Genomic DNA, 19,641 nt, shown 5'->3' with positions numbered 1-19,641 from the left:
AATGCCGCGGCCGGCCTCAGGCCGCGCTTTTCGCCAGCTCACCCGAGAGCGCCCGGGCGATGAGCGCCCGGGTCTCGGCGATGCCATAGGCCGCGACGAAGGTGCCGAAGCGTGGCCCCTCGGTCTCGCCGAGCAGCAGCTCGTAGAGCGCGCCGAACCAGGCGAAGGACACGCCGGGTCCGCCATCCGGCCCCTTGCGCTTGAGGTCCTGATAGCGCGGCACCGGGCGGGCGACGTCCAGCACCGCGTTCTGGATCGCCTCGCGGTCGGAACCGTCGAGCCCCGCCAGCGCGGTGTCGAGCCGGGCCAGCGCGTCGGCCTCCACCTCGTCGGGCAGGCGGAAGGCGCGGGTCGGCTTCACCCGGTCGACGAAGTAGCGCACGGCATAGCCGGCCAGCCGATCGAGGTCGGGGTGCGTGGCCGGCGTCACGCCGGGCGCATAGCGGCCGATGAAGCGCCACAGCACGTCCTTGTCCTCCGCGTTGGAGGCGGAGGCGAGCTTCAGCAGCAGGCCGAAGCTGATCGGCAGCTCGATGGCCGGCGGGTTGCCGGAGTGGATGTGCCACACCGGGTTGCCGAGCCGGTTCTTCCAGTCCTGCTGGGGATAGCGGGCGAGGAAGGCGTAATACTCGTCCACCGCCTTCGGGATGACGCCGAAGTGCAGCTTCTTCGCCGAGCGCGGCGACTGGAACATATACAGCGCCAGGCTCTCCGGGCTGGCATAGGTCAGCCATTCGTCGATGGTGAGGCCGTTGCCCTTCGACTTCGAGATCTTCTGGCCCTGCTCGTCGAGGAACAGCTCATAGACGAAATGCTCCGGCGCGGTGCCGCCAAGAATCTCGCAGATCCGGTCATAGATCGGGGCGTTGGTCTGGTGGTCCTTGCCGAACATCTCGAAATCGACGTCGAGCGCGGCCCAGCGGGCGCCGAAATCCGGCTTCCACTGCAGCTTCACGTTGCCGCCGGTGACCGGCACGGTCTTGTCGACGCCGTCCTCGTCGGTGAAGGTGATGGTGCCGGCGGCGGCGTTCACCTCCTTGAGCGGGACATAGAGAACCCGGCCGGTGGTGGGCGAGATCGGCAGGAACGGGCTGTAGGTCGCCTGCCGCTCCTCGCCGAGCGTCGGCAGCATCACCTCCATGATGGCCTCGTACTTCTCCGCCGCGCGCAGCAGCACCGCGTCGAGCTTGCCGGCCTTGTAGTAGTCGGTGGCGCTGGCGAACTCGTAGTCGAACCCGAAGGTATCGAGGAAGCGGCGCAGCATGGCGTTGTTATGGTCGCCAAAGCTGGCGAAGCCCTCGCCGAACGGGTTCGGCACCACGGTCAGCGGCTGCTGGAGATAGGGCCGCAGCGCCACCGGGTCCGGCACGTTCTCCGGGATCTTGCGCATGCCGTCCATGTCGTCGGAGAAGCACAGCAGGCGCGTCTTCACCTGCCCGCCGGTGAGCACATGGAAGGCGTGGCGCACCATGGTGGTGCGCGCCACCTCGCCGAAGGTGCCGATATGGGGCAGGCCCGAGGGGCCGTAGCCGGTCTCGAACAGGACCTCGTCCTTCGGTTTCCGCTTGAGGCGCTCGACGATCTTGCGCGCTTCCTCGAACGGCCAGGCACCGGCCGTCTGGGCCGCCTCGCGCAGTTCGGCTGCAACATCCTCGACCGTCGCGGTCGCCGTCATGATGGGTCTCTCCCGGGGTAGGCTCGCGTGAATGGGCGCGGACACTAGGAAGCGGGGACCGCAGCGTCAATGAAAAGGGCAGTCACCGGCGCGGCGCGGCCCACGATTCCGCCGTCCGCTCCCTCGGCTCCGGCCCGATGCGCGCCGCTGTCCGGCCCGTCCGTCGGCCTCAATAGACGCTGATCGGAAACCAGCGCAGGTAGAGATCGGCATACACGCCCTCTTCCCAGAGCTGGTTCAGCGCATAGTTCACCGACTGGCGCAGCACGTCATTGTCCTTCTTCACCGCGATCGAGAGGCCCTCGCCGAAATAGCGGCTCTCGGTGAAGGGGCCGCCGACGAAGACGCAGCAGCCTTCCGATCCGGTGCCGTTCAGCCAGAAGGCGGACGGCACGCCATCGGCGAAGATCAGCGCCACCTCGCCGCGCTTCAGCGCCGCGCGCAGGGCCTCGGCGTCGGGATAGGTCCTGAGCGCGGCCCTGGCGAAGAAGTCCCGGAGATACGCCTCATGGGCGGTGCCGGCGACCACACCGACGCTCTTGCCCGCCAGCGTCTCCGGCCGGATATCGCCGGGGGCGTCCGCACGGCGGGCGAGGAAGCGGGCGGGCGAGCGGAAATAGCGCTCGCTGAAATCCACCAGCGCCCGGTTCTCCGGCGTCACCGCGATGCCGGCGATGGCGGCATCCGCCGTGCCCTGGTTCAGCGCGGGCACCAGCGCGTCGAACGGCTTGATCTCCAGCGTGCACTGCACCTTCAGCTCGAGGCAGATGGCGCGGGCGAGATCGACGTTCAGCCCGGTCGGCAGCCCGTCCGGGCCGCGGAAGGAGAAGGGCGGGAAATCGTCGGTGGCGACGAAGCGGATCTGAGGTGGCAGCCGCACGGGATCGGGCCGGTCCGGCCGGTGCCGGGGATCGAAGAAGCCGGGCAGCGCCGCCGCGGCCGCCCGGGCAGCGGCGGGGGCAACGGCCGGCGGGGAAGCCGGCGTCGCGGCCGGCGCGCCCTGCGCCATCGCCAGCCGTGGAACGAGGCCCGCCGACCCGCACAGCAGGAGCACAACCGCGAGCCGCCACGCCCATTCCGCGGCATAAGAGCCGATTCCCGCCGCCCGACTGACGAAATATCGCATGGCACCTCGCGCGGCGGTTGCATTGCCGGCCACTCTGCTGCGACCTTGTAGCCTCTGTGGGGGAAAGGCGCGAGGGGGCGGCGACGCCCGCGCGGGGGCGGCGGATGGCGACAGGGGGCGATCCCGGCGCGGGATGGCGGCTGCAGCGGCCGGGCGAGCGGATTCCGGGGCGGGCCACGGCGCCGCCGCGCGCGGGCGGCTCGCCGGCCGTGCCGCAGAGGCCGGGCGCCGGCAACGAGCCTGCCCCGCGCCACGCCCGCCCGGCTGCCGGCGAGCCCGAACACCGTGAGAGATCGGACCGGGCCGGCCCAAGGGGCGGGGCCGACACCTCGGGCCGGCCCGGCATGCCGGCTACCGCCGGCGCGGCGGCCGCGCCCATGGCCGGCCAGCCGGGGGTGGCGCACGCACCGGCAAGGCCCAACAGCCCTCCCCCACCCGCGCGCGCCGCCATGACGACACGGCTGGCCCGCCTCTGGCAGCGGCTGTTCGCGGCCGACCCGACGCCAGCCACCCGGCCGGCGCGCGCACCCACCGGCACGACCGCCGCCCCTAGGCCGGCAGGGTTTCCGCTGTCCCCTGGTGCCGCGCCGGCGCCGGGGCCGCCGCCCGCCTCGCCCGGCATCGCCCGTCCCCGGCGGCCGGTGCCGCGCCCGCCCGGCGAGGCGCCGTGGCCGGCCGAGATCGCCGGCCTCGCCGCCCGCATCGCGCCCGGCGCGCTGGCGAGCGCGGTGGCCCGCGCCGGGCGGCTGGGGATCGGCGCCGACGAGGTGCTGCTGGCCCGTGGGCTGGTCACGCCCGACCAGCTCCTCGCCGCCACCGCCGCCTATCTCGGCCTGCCCGCCGCGCGGCCGGACGAGGAGGCGGCGCCCGGCCAGTCTCCCACCACGATGGAGCGCCCGCTGGCGGGCCTGACCTATCGCGGCCTGCGCGGGCTTCTGGCCAGCGGGGTGCTGGCGCGCGGGCGGACGGTTGTGGTCGCCCCGCGCGGCCTCGCGGTACGCCGGCTCGCCCGCCAGCTTGCCGCCGCCCCGGCGCTGCGTGGCCGGCTGCGGCTCACCAGCCCGGAGCGGCTGCGGGCGCATGTGCTGGCGGAGCGCGGCGCCCATCTGGCGAACTGCGCCGCCTTCCGGCTGAAGGTGGCGCGGCCGGAGGCGAGCGCGGGCACGCTGGGCGCCAGCCGGCTGCTGCTGGCGGGGTTGGCGGTGGCGGCCGCCGTCGCGCCCTTTCTCGCCGGGCTGATGCCGGACGCGGCGGTGCTGGCCACCGCGCTGCCGGTGGCGGCCTTGCTGCTCGGCTGGTCGATCCTGCGCATCACCGCCTGCGCCACCGCCGGGCCGGCACCGGAGCGCCCGCCGCTCACCGAGGCCGAGCTGCCGCGCTACAGCCTCATCGTGCCGCTGCACCACGAAGCGGCGGTGCTGCCGCGCCTCGCCGCCCATCTCGGCCGGCTCGACTACCCCCCGGAGAAGCTGCAGATCCTGCTGGTGGTGGAGCCGGACGACCCGGCCACCCGCCACGCCGCCGAGCGGGCCACCGACGACCGCCGGTTCGAGGTTGTCGTCGCCCCGGCGCTCGGCCCCCGCACCAAGCCGAAGGCCATGAACGCGGCGCTGATCCGCGCGACCGGCGACCTCGTCGCGGTCTATGACGCCGAGGACGAACCGGAGCCGGACCAGCTCCGCCGCGCCGCGGCGGCCTTCGCCGCGCCGGGCGGCGGGCGGCTCGGCTGCGTGCAGGCGCGGCTCGTCATCGACAATGCGGCCGACAGCTGGATCAGCCGCCAGTTCGCCGCCGAATATGCCGGCCATTTCGACCTGATGCTGCCGCTGCTCGCCGGGCTGGGGCTGCCCATCCCGCTCGGCGGCACCTCCAACCATTTCCGCCGCGACGCGCTGGAAGGCGCTGGCGCCTGGGACCCGTTCAACGTCACCGAGGACGCCGACCTCGGCATCCGGCTCGCCCGCCATGGCTGGGGCATCGCGATCATCGGCTCCAGCACCCATGAGGAGGCCACCAACACCTTCCCCGCCTGGCTGCGCCAGCGCACCCGCTGGTACAAGGGCTGGCTCCAGACCGCGCTGGTGCATCTGCGCCGCCCGCGCGCGCTCTGGCGCGATCTCGGCCCGCGCGGCGCGGCGGGGATCGGCCTGCTGCTGGCGGGCAACCTGTTCGCCGCGCTGATCCACCCCTTCTTCCTCGCCGCGCTGCTGCACGATCTCGCCGCCGCGCGGGTGGCGGTCACGCTGCCCGGCGTGGCGGCGCAGGCGCTCGGCATCGGGGTGCTGGCGGCAGGCTATGGCGCGACCGCGCTCTATACCCTCGTCGCCATGCGCGAGCGCGGGCTGCGCGGCTGCCTGCCCACGCTGGCGCGGGTGCCGCTCTACTGGCTCATGCTGTCGCTGGCGGCGTGGCGGGCGATGGCCCAGCTCGTGCTGGACCCCTATCGCTGGGAGAAGACCACCCATGGCCTCGCCCGCACCTCGCGGCGGGCGGGCGGGGCGGCGGACTCAGAGGTAGCGCCGCAGCTCGGCGGCGCTCTCCTGCGGCGGGCGCTTGAGATTGAGCGGCGCGATGAAGCTGCCGTCCTTGCCCATGAGATAGACCACCGCCGTGTGGTCCATCGTGTAGTCGCCGCCCTGCGTCGGCACCTTGCGGGCATAGACGCGGTAGGCCTTGATCGCCGCCGCCACCTGCTCGGGGCTGCCGGACAGGCCGAGAATGGAAGGGTGGAAGCTTCCGATATAGCTCTTCATCACCGCCGGCGTGTCCCGCTCCGGGTCGACCGTGACGAACAGCGCCGACAGCTTGCGCGAATCCGGCCCCAGTTCGTCGAACACCTGCGAGAGGTCGGACAGCGTGGTGGGGCAGATGTCCGGGCAGTGGGTGAAGCCGAAGAACACCAGGAAGGGCGTGCCCGCGAAGGTCTTGTCGGTCACCGTCCGGCCGTCCTGGTCGACCAGCTCGAACGGCCCGCCCACGGCGGAAGGCCCGGCAACCCCGGCCGGGCGGCCGGGCAGCAGCGCCATGGTCGCGGCGAGCAGCGCCGCGGCGCCGAGGACGAAAAGGGCGAAGACGAGGACGATGCGGCGCTGGGGCATGGGGCTCACGGCAACAGGGGCGGACCGGACCGCGCCGGGCCGGCGCGTCAGAAGCAATAAGCGAAGCCAGCCGCCACCATCTCAAAGAAAACGGCGGCACCGTGGCGCCACCAGAGCCCGATTGCCGCAGCCAGAAGCAGCAGGGATATGCCAAGCACCAGTCCCAGAACCGGCGAAAGGCGAGCCGCTGGAGCGCTCCGCGCCATAGTCCACCCGATTGTCGCGGCCTTTGCCGGGGTCATGGCGGTCGCGGACTTGTGACACCGCGCCACTCTCCCATGGAGAGGCCGCACGAATCGGGCGAAAGAAGGGCTAGGGTCTTGTCGGTGGACTGTTAAGCTGTTCGCATGCATGGAGCGGAGACGGCAGTCAGGCGGGGCGGGCTTGATCCTCGAGAGGGATGACGACGGTATGGGCATGAGGCGCGGCGAACGACCCGACCCCGCGGGTGCGGCGGCGCGGTCGGTGCTGAGCGAAGCCGACGCCCAGCGCGGCCTGGACGTGGCCCTCGATTCCATGAGCGATGCCTTCGCGCTGTTCGACGCCGAGGACCGGCTCATCCTGCACAATTCGCGCTATCTCGACTTCTTCCCCTTCCTGCGCGGCCTCGGCGACCTTCAGGGCGTTCCCTTCTGCGAGATGGTGACGGCGCCCAACGCCGAGTGGAACCGGACCGGCAACCCCGATGGCTATATCGAGGAGCGCATGCGCCGGCACTTCGCCGCCGATGGCGAGCCCTTCGACATCCCGCTCCTCGGCGGCGGCTGGGCGCGGGTGCGGGAGCGGCGAACGCCGGATGGCGGCATCGTCTCCACCTGGACCGACATTTCCCAGCTCAAGGCCGCCGAGCAGCACCTGCTCGGGGCGATCGCCGGCATCGGCGAGGGCTTCGTGCTGCTCGACGACGACCTTCACATCCGGCTGGTGAACGACGCCTTCCGCGAGATGCACGCCGGCGCCGGGCTGGACCGGCTCGAAGGCGCCGAGCTCGGCGAGCTGATCCACCGCGGCACCGAGGCCGGGCTCTACGACCTCGCCGGCGACGGCCATGACCAGATCGTCGACCGCATCCTCGCCGCGGTGGACCAGGAGGGCGGACGGCTGGAGATCGGCCTGCGCGGAGGCGGCTGCGTGCTGGTCAACCACCAGCGCATGCCCGAGGGCGGCGTCGTGGGCATCTGGACCGACGTCAGCTCGCAGAAGCAGCGCGAGCGCGAGCTTCTCGCCGCCCGCCAGCAGCTCCAGAAACAGTCCGACGCGCTGTCCGAATTCGCCCGGCTGCTGGCCCGGCAGGCACGCTCCGACAGCCTGACCGGCCTGCCGAACCGCCTCGCCCTCGAAGCCAAGCTCGCCGCCGCGTTGCAGGAACAGCTTTCCGGCGTGTGGGTGATGTTCGTCGACATCGACCGCTTCAAGACCATCAACGACGCCGCCGGCCACGGCACCGGCGACGAGGTGCTGTGCGCCGTGGGGCGCTTCCTGCGCTCCCGCCTGCACCCCGAAGACATGGTGGCCCGGCTCGGCGGCGACGAATTCGCCATCCTCATCACCGAGATGGACGAGGCGGACGTGATGGAGATCGCGACCGGCCTGATCGAGAGCACCCGCGCCGCCCCCTTCGCGGTGGCCGGCCGCCGTTTCGCGCTGGGGCTCAGCATCGGCATCGCGACCCCTTCGGCGGAGCTCGCCAGCGCCTCCAGCCTGCTCGCCGCCGCCGACACCGCCTGCTACCTCGCCAAGGAGGCCGGGCGCGGGCGGGTCCATCTGTACCGTTCCGATCCGTCCGGCAGTTCCCACGAGGCGCTGGGCTGGGGCGAGCGCATCGCCGCCGCGCTGCGCGAGGACCGCTTCGCCCTGCGGCTGCAGGCGATCGTCGACAATGTCGGCACGGTGGTGGGCTACGAGGCGCTGATCCGGCTGGTCGACGAGCACGGCCAGGTCCGCAGCCCCGCCAATTTCCTGCCGGCGGCCCGCCGCGTCGGCCTGATGGACCGGATCGACGAATGGGTGTGCCGGCGCACCGTCGACTACGCCCGGCAACTGCTCCGCCAGGGCGGCCATCACTACGTCTCGATGAATTTCGGCGCCGGCGCGCTGTCCGACCCGCTGTTCCAGAAGCGGCTCATCAGCCTGCTCGACGCCAATCCCGGGGTGGAGCGGACGCTGCGGGTGGAGATCACCGAGACCGACCAGATCGCCGATCCACGCGTGCTGGCGAGCTTCCTCGCCCATCTGCGGCGGCGCGGCATCCGGCTGTATCTCGACGATTTCGGCAGCGGCTACAATTCCTTCGACCTGCTGAAGCACCTGCGGGTGGACGGCATCAAGATCGACTGGACGGTGACCCACGACCTGCTCTCCGACCCCATCGACGAGGCGCTGATCCGCGCCGCCGTCTCCATCGCCGGCTCGCTCGGGCTGGAACTGGTCGCGGAGGGGGTGGAAGGCGAGCCGGAGCTGAACCGGCTGCGGGCGCTGGGGGTGCGGCTGTTCCAGGGCCATTACTTCCACCAGCCGGAAGACGCCGCCAGCACCCTGCCCCGGGCAACCGCCGCCCTGCCGCCGGCCTGAGCGGGCCGACCTCAACTTTTCCGCCGCCACAGCGTTGTCCTCGCCGGAATGGAACGAGGATGCACGGCGTGCTGGACAGAACGGTTGCCTTCGACCCCGCCACGGACAGGACATCGCGGGAAACGCGGGCCCAGCGGGACAGCCCCGCTTCGCCGGACGGCCTCGGCACGGCGGCGGACGCGCTGGAGCCCGGCCGCAATGTCTGGAAGGTGGCGCGGGCCGACCGGGCGGCGGTGCTGGTGGATGGCGCCGCCTATTTCGCCGCGCTGCGGGCCGCGCTCATCAAGGCCGAGCACAGCATCCACATCGTCGGCTGGGATCTCGACAGCCGCACCCGGCTGGTGGGCGATTCCGGCCGCTGCGAGGACGACCTGCCGGAGACGCTGGCGGCCTTCCTCACCGAGCTGGTGAAGCGGCGGCCGACGCTGCGCATCCGGCTGCTGCTGTGGGACTATTCGCTGGTCTTCGCGCTCCAGCGCGAGCTGGCGCCGGTCTATTCCTTCCTCTGGCGCACCCCGGAGCAGATAGAGATCTGCCTCGACGACGTGCTGCCGGTGGGCGCCTCGCACCATCAGAAAATGGTGATCGTCGACGAGGCGGTGGCCTTCACCGGCGGGCTGGACCTCACCGCCCGGCGCTGGGACACCTGCGAGCACCGGCTGGATGATGCCCGCCGGGTCGATCCCTCCGGCGTGCCCTACCCGCCCTTCCACGATGTTCAGGCCGTGGTGGACGGCGAGGCCGCCGCCGCGCTCGGCGAGCTGGTGCGCACCCGCTGGCGCCGGGTCGCCTGCGAGACGCTGCCGCGCCACCCGCCGGCCCGGCGCGGCGCCCCCGCCGCCGACCCCTGGCCCGACCATGTCACCCCCGATTTCCGCGACGTCGCCATCGGTATCGCCCGCACCATGCCGCGCCACGGCCGCGAGCAGCCGATCGACGAGGTGCAGCACCTGTTCGAGGACATGGTCGGCGCGGCCGAGCGGCTGGTCTATATCGAGAACCAGTTCGTCACCCATGTCGGCACCGCCGAGCGGCTCGCCGCCCGCCTGCGCGAGCGCCCGGCGCTGGAAGCGCTGATCGTGTGCCCGCGCTCCTATGACGGCTGGGTCGAGCGCCGGGTGATGATCGCCGGGCGGCTGCGCTTCATGCGGATCCTGGAAACCGCCGGCGTCGCCGACCGGGTCCGCGTGCTCTACCCCGAAAGCCGGGAAGGCGAGGCCGCCGTCCCGGTGATGGTGCACGCCAAGGTCACGATCGTCGACGATGACCTCGCGCGGATCGGCTCGGCCAATCTGTGCAACCGCTCCATGGGCCTCGACAGCGAGTGCGACATCGTGATCGCCGCCGGCGGGGAGGACGGCGCGACCGTCCGCGCGGGCATCGCCGCGCTGCGCAACCGCCTCATCGCCGAGCATTCCGGCCTTGCGGAAGCGGCGATTGGGGAGCGGCTGGACGCCGGCGGCTCGCTGCTGGAGCTGATCGACGCGGCGGCGAGCCAACCCGCGGCCACCCGCCGGCTTCTGCCGGTGGAGGACGCCGCCTCCGGCATCGACCCCCGCGAGGCCGCGATCGACGCCATGGCCGACCCGATCGAGCCCTTCGACGAGGACAGCCCGCGCGCCAGCCCGCCGCGGCACTGGAACCTCGCCTTCGTCCTCAAGGCCGGCGTGGCGATCAGCGCCGTGCTGCTGCTGACGCTGGTCTGGCAGATGTCGCCGCTCGGCAATACCGAGCAGATCGTGCAGTCGATCACCGCCATCTCCGACCGGCCCTGGGCGCCCTTCGCGGTGGTGGCCCTGTTCCTGCTGGCGGAATGCGTCGCCTTTCCCGTCACCATCCTCATCTTCGCGACCATCGCGGTGTTCGGCGGCTGGCAGGGCTTCCTGCTGGCCGGGCTGGGGGCGCTGGCGAGTTCGGTCGTGACCTACGCGGTGGGCCGGCGGCTCGGCTCGCGGCCGCTGCGGCGGGTCATCGGCCCCCGCATCAACCGCATCCGCCGCGCCCTGGCGAGCCGGGGCATCATCACCGTGGCCTCGGTGCGCCTGGTGCCGCTGGCGCCCTTCACCTTCGTCAATCTCGTCGCCGGCGCGGTGGGGCTGCGCTTCGTCGACTATATCGCCGGCACCGCCCTCGGCCTGCTGCCGGGGCTGCTGGTGATGTCGGCGCTCGGCAACCAGATCACCGCACTGTTCAGCGAGCCGACGGTGGGCGGGGTCGTCGCGCTGGTGGGGTTCGTGGCGCTGTGGGTGCTGATGGGCGTCGGCCTCCAGCTTCTCATCGCCCGCTACCGGCCGCTATCGTGAGCGGGACGGATACAGCCCCCGCGCCGCCGGGTGCCGGCGTGGTGCGGGTAATGAGCTGGAACCTGCATGGCGGCATCGGCCCGGACGGGCGGTTCGACCTGGCCCGGATCGGCACGCTCATCGAGCGGCACCGCCCGGACGTCCTCGCGCTGCAGGAAATCGACACGCGCGGCCGCGACCCCGCCTGCCTCGCGCCGCTGGAGCTGCTGGCCGGCGGCGGGCACCGGGCCGAGGCCCGGACCATCGTCACCGACGACGGCCATTACGGCCACGCCCTGTTCAGCCGCTGGCCGTTCGAGCGGGTGCGGCTGCACGACCTCTCGCACCGCCGGCGCGAGCCGCGCTCGGCCATCGAAGCCGAGATCCGGGTGGGTGGGATCGGCATTCACCTTGTCGCGGCCCATCTCGGCCTCGATATTCCCGAACGGCGGATGCAGGCGCGGCGGCTGGCGAAGCTGGCCGAGGCGCCCTGGGCCGCGACGACGCTGATGATGGGCGACTTCAACGACTGGTTCCCCTTTGGTTCGGTGCAGCGGGCGCTGGCGGAGGCGCTACCGGTCCGCACGCGGCTGCGCACCTTCCCGACGGTGATGCCGGCGCTGAAGCTCGACCGCATCTATGCCAACACGCCCCTGCTCGCGGTCTGGACGGACCGGGCGGCGGCGTTCTGCTCCGATCACCTGCCGATCATCGCCGATGTGCGCCCTTCTCGCGGTACGGCCGGGGCGCGCGGCGACCGGGCCGCGAGGCAGGCGGCAGAGACCTTCGAAGCGGCCGGGGCAGCGCCGATGCCGCCGGACGAGCGCTGGAGGGAAACGGGATGAACGAGGGCAAAACCATCGTCCGCGCCATGTGCGCCATCGGCCGGCGGGGCCAGCTCGGTCTTCGCGGCGAACTGCCCTGGGAGGGCGATCCCGACCCGGTCTATGCCGCCGACGCCGCCCGCTTCTTCGAGGCGACGCGCGGCCATGTGCTGATCGCAGGGCCGGCGACCCGCGCCTCCATACCCGCCTTCGCCGAGGCCGACCGCGAGGTGGTCGAGATCCGCTCGCGCGACGTGCCGGCCGAGGTGCTGGCGCGCTTTCCCGGGCGGGTGGTCTATGTCTGCGGCGGGCCGGCGCTGTGGGCGTCCTATGCGCCATGGGTGCAGCACTGGGACATCACCCGCCTGCCCTATGACGGCGCCGCGGACCGCTGGTTCGACCCCGCCTGGCTGACCGCCGGCTGAGCGCCGCGCGGTCGGCGCTACGTCGCCTCGGGCGACATCCGGGGCCCGGGACCGGCCGGGGCGCGCCGTTCAGCGGGAGACGACGTTCACGTCGCCGTCCGCCACCGTCATGACGAGATCGAACTTCTCGATGGTCCGCAGCCGATGCGCGATCATGAAGATGGTGATGTCCTTGTCGATCATGTTGATCGCGTTCATCACGAGGTCTTCCGTCTCGTTGTCGAGGGCGCTGGTCGCCTCATCCAGCACGAGCACCTGCGCCCGGCGATACAGCGCCCGGGCGATGCCGATGCGCTGCCGCTGGCCACCGGACAGGCGGACGCCACGCTCGCCGACGCGGGTGGCGAGCCCCTCCGGCAGCGATTCCACGACGTCGTGGAGCGCGGCCTGCCGGACGGCCGTCAGGAGCCGCGCCTGGTCGATCTCGGCGGCCGGGATGCCGAAGGCGATGTTATCGGCTATGGTGCCGTCCGACAGGAACACCGACTGGGGGACGTGGGCCAGCTGTTCCTGCCAGGCCCGGCAGGTCGCCTCCGTCAGCGGCACGCCGTCGATGCTGAGGGTCCCGGCCGTCGGCGATAGCAAGCCGAGGATCAGATCGATCAGCGTGCTCTTTCCGCTGCCGGTCCTGCCGACGATGCCGACGCGGCCGCCCTTGGGAACGCAGAAATTCACGCCCTTCAAGGTGGGCCGGGAGCTGCCGGGATAACGGAACACGAGGTCCACGGCCTCGATCGACCGCGTGAACGGGAGCGGCGCCACCGCCCCGGCCTCCTGCGGGAGGTGGCGCGCCGGCCGGCGCAGCACGGTCAGCACCTCCTGCAGCACCGCGCGGCTGCTCGCCCCGAGGGAACAGCCGTGATAGATCTGCTGCAGCAGGGGCAGCAGGCGTTGCGCCCCGAGCGCCAGCGCCCCCAGCAGCGGCAGAACGCCGGTCAGCCCGCCCTCCGTCAGGGACAGGAAGACCGCGAGGACCGCGACCAGCACCAGCCCGACCGCCTCCATCGCGAAGCGGGGAACGGCGAGGACGAGATTGGTCTGCGCCTGCGCGCGGCGCACGCCGCTGTCGATGGCGCCGAACCGGGCGATGAACCAGGGCTGGGAGCGGTGCAGGATGACATCGCGAATGCCCCCGATGCCCTCGTTCAGCGCCTGGACGCGCGCGTTCATGCCGGCCGAAATGACCGCGCCGTTGCGCAGGAGGATGCGGCGGCTGACGGTGAAGATCAGGCCGTAGATCGACCCGAACACGCCACCCGCCACCAGCGCGGCCATCGGGTTGATCATGAACAGACCGGCAATGATGATGGCCGCGATCACAGACGCCGTCACCGCCTGCAGGAAGGGGATGAGCATGTCCCGCGCGATGACCTGGGCTTTCTCGACAAGGGAGATCGCCGACGAGCTGTTCTGGGCGATATGCTCGTCATAGGGGCGGTACAGAAGGCGCGTATAGATGTTGACGACGGTGTCGCGCGTCACATCCAGGCTGAAGCGCTGGATGTTCCAGACCAGCAGGATGCGCACGAGGCCGGCGGCCAGCGCGGCCAGCGCGAAGACGCCGGCGACGGCCAGGAGGGCGCCGTGCGGCGTCGTGATGCCGAGCGCGGCGAGGAGCGGCGCGACGTTCGGCTGCCGCATTACCAGATCCGGGTCGTTCATCGCCGCGATGAATGGGAAGACCGATCCTATGGAGATCAGTTCAGCCATCGCCCCGGCAAACATCAGGAACACCAGGGGAAAGATGCGGCGCTTTGTTTCGGCGTTACAATACGAAATGACATCATATATCATGCGTATATTTGTTGTCGTGATGAATGTCTGCATCGTGCCGTTTCGCGCGCCGTGTCGGCCGGTTCTTGAGCCGTGACGGAACCATATCGGCTCGATCGCCCCTCTGCCAGAAGGCCGCGCGCCACGGGCCTCAGCCCTCGAACATCCCTGCCGCGCCACCCTCTCGTGACAGCGCGTGACAGCAAGCCTTGCCGGCGGGCTGTTGCGGCCTTTCACGCCGCACGCCGCCCTGCGGCGGCTGCCTGTCCGGACGATGAGGGCGTCGTGGAAGCGGGGGCGGCGAGCGCCGCCGCATGGCCGGGGGCGGACTAGGCTTCGCGCGCCCCGGCGCCCGGTGGCAGGAGCAGCCGGACCAGCGGGTTGGGAAAGCGCCGCGCCATGGTGACGGCGTGGAAGCTCTCCACGATGCCGGGCAACTGATCGCCTTCCACCAGCACGCCGGCGGCGATCTCGTCCTTGACCACGATGGGGGGCAGAACGGCCAGCCCGATATCCTCGCGGGCGAGAAGCCGCATCATCGCCATGTCCTCCACCTCCGCCACGATCTGCGGCCGCACGCCGAGGCGATCGGCCAGCGCGTCGAAACCGCTGCGGACGCTGCTGTCGACGGTCGGCAGGATGATGGGGTGTGTCCGCAAGCGGTCGGCAAGGCTCGCGGCATGCCCCAGCCGATCCGGCGTCCCGACCAGGCTCACCGGCCGCTCGGCCAGACGATGGGTGACGAACGGGGTCAGGGCGTCGCCCGGCGGCGCCTGATTGACCAAGACGAGGTCGAGATGGCGCACCTCCAGCGCCCGCAGCAGTTCGCCCGCGCCACCCGACCGGAGGATGAGATCGATGTCCGTGCGGCCAAGAACCGGGCGCAGGAACTCCATCTGGAAGTTGCGCGACAGCGTGGCGAGCGACCCGACGCGCAGCGCCTGCCGGGCGGCGCCGGTCTGCCGCAGCGTGCCCAGCATTTCCTCGCCCGTGGAAAAGATCGCGTCGGCATGGTCGAGAACGATCTGCCCGGCTTCGGTCAGATGGAGCTGCCGGCCCCGCCGCTCGAACAGGGCGTGGCCGAGCTGCTGCTCCAGCTTGCGGATCTGCACCGAGAGGGCGGATTGGGTGAGGTTCAGCCGCTCCGCCGTGCGAGTGAGATTGCCGTCGTGCGCGACCGCCCAGAAATAGCGCAGATGGTTGTAGTTCAGCGAGGCCATACCGTTCGATAATAGCGAACGAAATATCGCAGACAATGCATTTTTATCCTGCCCTGCGGATCGGTATCGGAGGCCATCACGCCCGCCACCGATCGAGGGAATTGCCGTGTCGCTCTATCTGCTCCCGCTTTCAGCACCGCTGCTTCTGCTGGCCGCCGCGCTTTTCGGCTTCGTGCGGAACGGCCGACGCCCGCCGCTGGTGCCCGCCGTGGCGGAAGCCGCCGCCTTCGGTGCGCTGCTCATCGCCATCGCCGCGCTGGCGCTCCTCGTCCTGCGCGGCGCCGGCACCAGCGCGTTGATCGGCTGGGGCGGCATCGGCCTGTCGGCCCGGCTCGACCCGGTGAGCGCGACGATGCTGCTGCTGGTGGCGTTCGTCGGCTGGATCGTCGCGCGCTACACCCGCACCTATCTCGATGGCGAGGCCCGGCAGGGTGCCTTCACCGGCTGGCTGTGCGCCGCGCTGGCCGCCGTCCTCCTTCTCGTTCAGGCCGGCAATCTCGTCCAGCTTGTCGGGGCCTGGATCGCCACCAGCGCGGCGCTGCACCGCCTGCTGCTGTTCTACCCCCAGCGCGTGGCGGCGCGGCGCGCGGCGCGCAAGAAGCGGTTGTTCTCCGCGATCGGTGCCGCCGCCCTCGCCGGTGCGGCCGGCCTGATGTGGATCGGCTTCGGCACCACCGACATCGCCTCGATCGACGCCCTCGCCCGGACCGGCGATGCCTCCTGGCCGGTCGCCTTTACCGCCGCCCTGCTCGCGCTCGCCGCGGTGCTGAAGTCCGCGCAGTTCCCCACCCATGGCTGGCTCACCGAGGTCATGGAAGCACCGACGCCGGTCTCGGCCCTGCTGCATGCCGGGGTGATCAATGCCGGCGGCTTCCTGCTGATCCGGTTCGCCGATGTGATGCTGCTGGCCCCCGGCGTTCTCGCGGCGCTGGCGATCGTCGGCGGCTTCACCGCGCTGTTCGGCGCGCTCGTCATGCTGACGCAGCCGGCGGTGAAGACCTCGCTGGCCTGGTCGACCGTGGCGCAGATGGGGTTCATGACGCTGCAATGCGGCCTCGCGCTGTTCCCGCTGGCGCTGCTGCATATCGTTGCCCACTCGCTCTACAAGGCCCATGCGTTCCTGGCATCCGGCGGCGCGGTCGAGCAGGTGGCGGCCCTTCGCCGCCCCGGCCAGGTCGCGGTGCCGGACGGGCCGGCGGTCGGCCGGGCCTTCCTGATCGCGCTCGCGATGTATGCCGGGATCGGCGGGGCGTTCGGCTTCGCCTTCGGGTTCCACCACAAGACGCCCCAGGCCCTCGCCCTTGGCGCCATACTGATCTTCGGCGTCGCCTATCTCCTGGCGCAGGGGCTGGCCGATGCCGCGCCACGGCCCCTGACGCGCAGGACGGCGCTCTACGCCGGCGCCGCGGCCGTGGGCTACTTCGCGCTCCAGTCCGCCGCTGAATGGCTGACCGCGGGAATCCTGCCGCTGACGCCGGCACCGGGCCGCCTCGAATGGACGCTGATGGCGCTCGCGGTGCTGAGCTTTGGGCTGGTGGCGGTGGCGCAGGCGCTGTTCCCGCTCTGGGCCTCGCACCCCGCGGCGACCGGGCTGCGGGTTCACCTGTCCAATGGCCTCTACGTCAACGCCACGCTCGACCGCCTGCTCGGCGGATGGGCGGTCGGCAAGGCCTCGTGAGCCGACGCGAACGAGGACGAAACCCATGCTGATGACCCCGTCGACGTCGCTGCCCCCGCCGCCTGCCGCCATCCTCGAGGCGGCCGACCGCGCGGCCCGCGCCATTCCCCCGCTGTGGCCGCTGGCCTCCAGCGTGGCGGTCAACCCCTTCCTCGGCCAGACGCGCGAGCCGCTGGCAAACGCGGCGGCACGGCTGCGCCGCGTCGCCGGCGTCGCGGTGACCATGCCGCGGAGCTGGTATGCCGGGAAGCTGCGTTCCGGCGAGATCGCCGAGGAGGATGTGCAGGCCGCCTTCGATGCGGCCCCCGCGACGCTGCGGCCGGAGACGGTCGCGGCCCTGAAGCAGGCGCTCCACGCCGGAGCGACCCCGCCGCGCGCCGTCCCCACCGTCGCCGACCTCGCGCGGGATGTCTCCGGGATCGACTGGCCCGGCATCGTCAATGAGCGCGTCGGCCACTGGGCCGCGCGCTATTTCGACCAGGGCCAGGCGCTCTGGGCCGACGCAAGGGCGCGCAGCGCCTATGCGGCGTGGCAGGCGGTCGCGACCCACGACCTGACGCCGGAGATCGCCGGCCTCGCGGGGTTCGCGCAGGGCGTGGCGGAGGCGCCGGCCAATGCCGGGGACGCGCTCGTCGACGGCGTTTCCCGGCTCGGCATCCCCGGCGCCGCGCTGGAGAGCTATTTCCACCGCCTGCTGATGAGCCTCGGCGGCTGGAGCCAGGTCGCCCGCCACCGGCTCTGGCAGGCGGAGCTGGCCGGGGCCACCGACGGGTCGGTCACCGACCTGCTCGCCATCCGCATGAGCTGGGAGGCGGCCCTGCTGCGCCAATACGCCTCCGCCCTCGCGCCGCCGTGGCGGGCGGCGCTCGCGGCCTATGCCGAGCCGGTCGGCGCCACCCGGGAGGACGTGGTCGACGCCATCCTTCAGGAGGCGGCGGAACGGGCCGCGCAGCGGCGCCTCCAGTCCCTCCTTGCGCGGCCGTCCGCGCCCCAAGTGCCCTCCGGCCGTCCCGCGCTCCAGATGGCCTTCTGCATCGACGTGCGCTCGGAAGTGTTCCGCCGGGCGCTGGAAAGCCTTGATCCCGGCGTCGCGACGCTGGGATTTGCCGGATTCTTCGGCCTTGGCATCGGCCATCGCCGCTTTGCATCGGATGTCGTCGAGGCCCGCCTGCCGGTGCTGCTGGCGCCGGCTGTCTACACGTGCTCCGGGGAGCCGACGCCGGCCAGCGAGCGGGCGGACCTCGCCGCGCGGGTCGCAGCGCGGGCGAAGCGGGCCTGGGGCCGGTTCAAGCTGGCGGCCATTTCCTCCTTCGCCTTCGTGGAAGCCACCGGCCCGCTCTATGCCGCCAAGCTCGTGCGCGACGGGCTGGCGCTGGCGCGGCACGGGGTGCCCGCCGACCCCGCCCCGCGCCCGGCCGCCGCTCTCGACCTCGCCGCCCGGCTGGCGATGGCGACGCGCGTGCTGAGGGCGATGTCGCTCACCGAGGGCTTTGCGCGGCTGGTGCTGCTCGCCGGCCACGGCGCCAGCGTGGTCAACAACCCCCATGCCAGCGCCCTGCACTGCGGCGCCTGCGGCGGCTATCCCGGCGATGCGAACGCGCGGCTGCTGGCCACGCTGCTCAACGATCCGGATGTCCGGGTCGGCCTCGCCGGGCACGGCATCGCCATTCCCGCCGATACGCTTTTCCTCGCGGCGCTGCACGACACGACGACCGACGAGGTCACCCTCTACGCCGCAGATCATCCCTCGGCCTCCCATGCCGGCGATCTCGAGCGGGCGCGGCATTGGCTGGCCGCGGCCGGCGCTCTGGCCCGGGGCGAGCGGGCGCTGCGCCTGCCGCGCGCAGGGGCCGGTCAGGACGTGGCGCGGCGGGCGCGCGACTGGGCCGAGCTTCGGCCGGAATGGGCGCTGGCCGGCTGTCAGGCCTTTGTCGCGGCCCCGCGTGCCCGCACCGCCGGGCGCGACCTCGCCGGGCGCGCCTTCCTCCACGACTATGACTGGCGCCGCGACGAGGGCTTCGGCGTGCTGGAGCTGATCCTGACGGCGCCGGTCGTCGTCGCGAGCTGGATAAGCCTGCAGTATTACGGCTCGACCGTCGCGCCCGATGTCTTCGGGGCGGGCAACAAGCTGCTGCACAACGTCACCGGCGGGGTCGGCGTGGTGGAGGGCAATGGCGGCGTGCTGCGGACGGGGCTGCCGTGGCAATCGGTGCACGACGGCGAAGGGCTGGTGCACGAACCTCTGCGGCTTTCCGTGCTCATCGAGGCCCCGCGCGCGGCGATTGCCGACATCCTCGCGCGCCACCCCGAGGTTAGCGCGCTGTTCGAAAACCGCTGGCTCCACCTGTTCGCGCTCGACGAAGAGGGCCGCATGGCGTGGCGCTACGCCGGCAACGGAGGCTGGGAGAGCACCGCCCGCGAGGCGGCCGGGAACGGGAAGGCGCCGCTGCCGGCGTTCGCGTGACGCCGGGCGGGGCTCATCCCGCCGCGCCTGAGAGGAACCGCGCCGGCGCAAGCGTTGCGCCGGCGCGGCAACGCCCAAACGCCAGAAGCCAACTCAGCGACGGGCCTATGGCCTCGGCCGCGGCGCTCCGGCGAAGGGAAGGCGGAGCCGGGATGCGCGGAAGGATCAGGCGTGGCCGGCCCATCGGGCGATGCGTGCCGGCGTCGCAGGACCGTGCCGCATTGCCCGCCGGCTCGACCCCTCAGGATCGTCCAAAACGTTCTGGATTGCTTGGGAAAGCTGGGAATGGGCTGGAGCGGGTGAAGGGAATCGAACCCTCGTATGCAGCTTGGGAAGCTGCCGTTCTACCATTGAACTACACCCGCTCGGCAGGGCGCACATTAGGTGCGGCGCCGGCCGGCTTCAAGCCCTGTTTGCCGGTCGCGAACAGGGAAAACGGCGGCCGGCGCGCCGGCATGGCCGCGCCGGGAGGCGTTCGCCCGGCCCGCGCGCCGTCAGCGGCGGC

Annotated in this window: 11 protein-coding genes, 1 tRNA gene and 1 pseudogene; 7 read left to right on the top strand and 6 right to left on the bottom strand. The window is 72.0% G+C overall.

Features of this window, described 5'->3' with window-relative positions:
• Positions 1-16 precede the first annotated feature (16 nt).
• Both KHC27_RS10025 and KHC27_RS10020 read right to left on the bottom strand, forming a co-directional pair.
• Entirely contained in the window at positions 17-1,675 is a 1,659-nt protein-coding gene (locus KHC27_RS10025; RefSeq protein WP_213338506.1) for a lysine--tRNA ligase, read from the bottom strand.
• 169 nt (positions 1,676-1,844) lie between these two features.
• Positions 1,845-2,801, bottom strand: a complete 957-nt coding sequence (locus KHC27_RS10020; protein WP_246519797.1) for a transporter substrate-binding domain-containing protein — start codon at positions 2,799-2,801, stop codon at positions 1,845-1,847.
• A gap of 104 nt (positions 2,802-2,905) precedes the next feature.
• On the opposite strand from KHC27_RS10020, the pseudogene KHC27_RS22035 reads away from it, so the two are divergent.
• Positions 2,906-4,984, top strand: a pseudogene (locus KHC27_RS22035) (glycosyltransferase); the annotation flags it as partial.
• Positions 4,985-5,308: 324 nt separating this feature from the next.
• Here the strand turns inward: KHC27_RS22035 and KHC27_RS10015 are convergent.
• Positions 5,309-5,899 carry an SCO family protein gene (locus KHC27_RS10015; RefSeq protein WP_213338989.1) on the bottom strand — a complete coding sequence of 197 codons (591 nt, stop codon included), beginning with the start codon at positions 5,897-5,899 and terminating at the stop codon, positions 5,309-5,311.
• Positions 5,900-6,364: 465 nt separating this feature from the next.
• Here KHC27_RS10015 and KHC27_RS10010 point away from each other — a divergent pair, with 465 nt between their 5' ends.
• The 4 genes from KHC27_RS10010 (at position 6,365) to KHC27_RS09995 (ending at position 12,001) form a co-directional block, all read left to right on the top strand.
• On the top strand, positions 6,365-8,470 hold the full coding sequence (locus KHC27_RS10010) for a putative bifunctional diguanylate cyclase/phosphodiesterase (protein WP_213338504.1): 2,106 nt from the start codon (positions 6,365-6,367) through the stop codon (positions 8,468-8,470).
• Positions 8,471-8,538: 68 nt separating this feature from the next.
• The gene (locus tag KHC27_RS10005) at positions 8,539-10,773 is read left to right on the top strand and encodes a VTT domain-containing protein (protein WP_343210881.1); all 2,235 of its coding nucleotides are present in this window, start codon (positions 8,539-8,541) and stop codon (positions 10,771-10,773) included.
• The gene (locus KHC27_RS10000) at positions 10,770-11,597 is read left to right on the top strand and encodes an endonuclease/exonuclease/phosphatase family protein (RefSeq protein ID WP_343210880.1); all 828 of its coding nucleotides are present in this window, start codon (positions 10,770-10,772) and stop codon (positions 11,595-11,597) included. Before KHC27_RS10005 ends, KHC27_RS10000 begins: the two co-directional genes overlap by 4 nt.
• Positions 11,594-12,001, top strand: a complete 408-nt coding sequence (locus KHC27_RS09995; RefSeq protein ID WP_213338500.1) for a dihydrofolate reductase family protein — start codon at positions 11,594-11,596, stop codon at positions 11,999-12,001. Before KHC27_RS10000 ends, KHC27_RS09995 begins: the two co-directional genes overlap by 4 nt.
• A 69-nt stretch (positions 12,002-12,070) precedes the next feature.
• Here the strand turns inward: KHC27_RS09995 and KHC27_RS22030 are convergent, their stop codons facing one another.
• Positions 12,071-14,011: an ABC transporter ATP-binding protein gene (locus tag KHC27_RS22030; protein WP_213338498.1), complete on the bottom strand. Its 1,941-nt coding sequence runs from the start codon at positions 14,009-14,011 to the stop codon at positions 12,071-12,073.
• Between the two features lie 92 nt (positions 14,012-14,103).
• Positions 14,104-14,994: a LysR family transcriptional regulator gene (locus KHC27_RS09985; protein WP_213338496.1), complete on the bottom strand. Its 891-nt coding sequence runs from the start codon at positions 14,992-14,994 to the stop codon at positions 14,104-14,106.
• A 106-nt stretch (positions 14,995-15,100) separates the two neighbouring features.
• Between KHC27_RS09985 and KHC27_RS09980 the strand changes: the two genes are divergently transcribed.
• A complete protein-coding gene (locus tag KHC27_RS09980) occupies positions 15,101-16,672 on the top strand; it encodes a proton-conducting transporter transmembrane domain-containing protein (protein ID WP_213338494.1) in 1,572 nt (523 codons plus the stop codon).
• A 25-nt stretch (positions 16,673-16,697) separates the two neighbouring features.
• Positions 16,698-19,136, top strand: coding sequence for a YbcC family protein (locus tag KHC27_RS09975; protein ID WP_213338492.1), 2,439 nt, complete (start codon positions 16,698-16,700; stop codon positions 19,134-19,136).
• Positions 19,137-19,427: 291 nt separating this feature from the next.
• Here the strand turns inward: KHC27_RS09975 and KHC27_RS09970 are convergent.
• Positions 19,428-19,501: transfer RNA gene (locus KHC27_RS09970), tRNA-Gly, on the bottom strand.
• Positions 19,502-19,641 lie beyond the last annotated feature (140 nt).

The sequence above is a fragment of the Ancylobacter lacus genome (assembly GCF_018390635.1).
GTDB lineage: Bacteria > Pseudomonadota > Alphaproteobacteria > Rhizobiales > Xanthobacteraceae > Ancylobacter > Ancylobacter lacus.
The sequence above is the reverse complement of the archived record's forward strand: the minus strand, read 5'-3'. Positions and strand labels throughout refer to the sequence as shown.

Bases quoted from the DNA above. Each gene is read 5' to 3' on its own strand.
- KHC27_RS10025 (WP_213338506.1), bottom strand. From the start codon at position 1,675: ATGACGGCGACCGCGACGGTCGAGGATGTTGCAGCCGAACTGCGCGAG.
- KHC27_RS10020 (WP_246519797.1), bottom strand. From the start codon at position 2,801: ATGCGATATTTCGTCAGTCGGGCGGCGGGAATCGGCTCTTATGCCGCG.
- KHC27_RS10015 (WP_213338989.1), bottom strand. From the start codon at position 5,899: ATGCCCCAGCGCCGCATCGTCCTCGTCTTCGCCCTTTTCGTCCTCGGC.
- KHC27_RS09995 (WP_213338500.1), top strand. From the start codon at position 11,594: ATGAACGAGGGCAAAACCATCGTCCGCGCCATGTGCGCCATCGGCCGG.
- KHC27_RS09985 (WP_213338496.1), bottom strand. From the start codon at position 14,994: ATGGCCTCGCTGAACTACAACCATCTGCGCTATTTCTGGGCGGTCGCG.
- KHC27_RS09975 (WP_213338492.1), top strand. From the start codon at position 16,698: ATGCTGATGACCCCGTCGACGTCGCTGCCCCCGCCGCCTGCCGCCATC.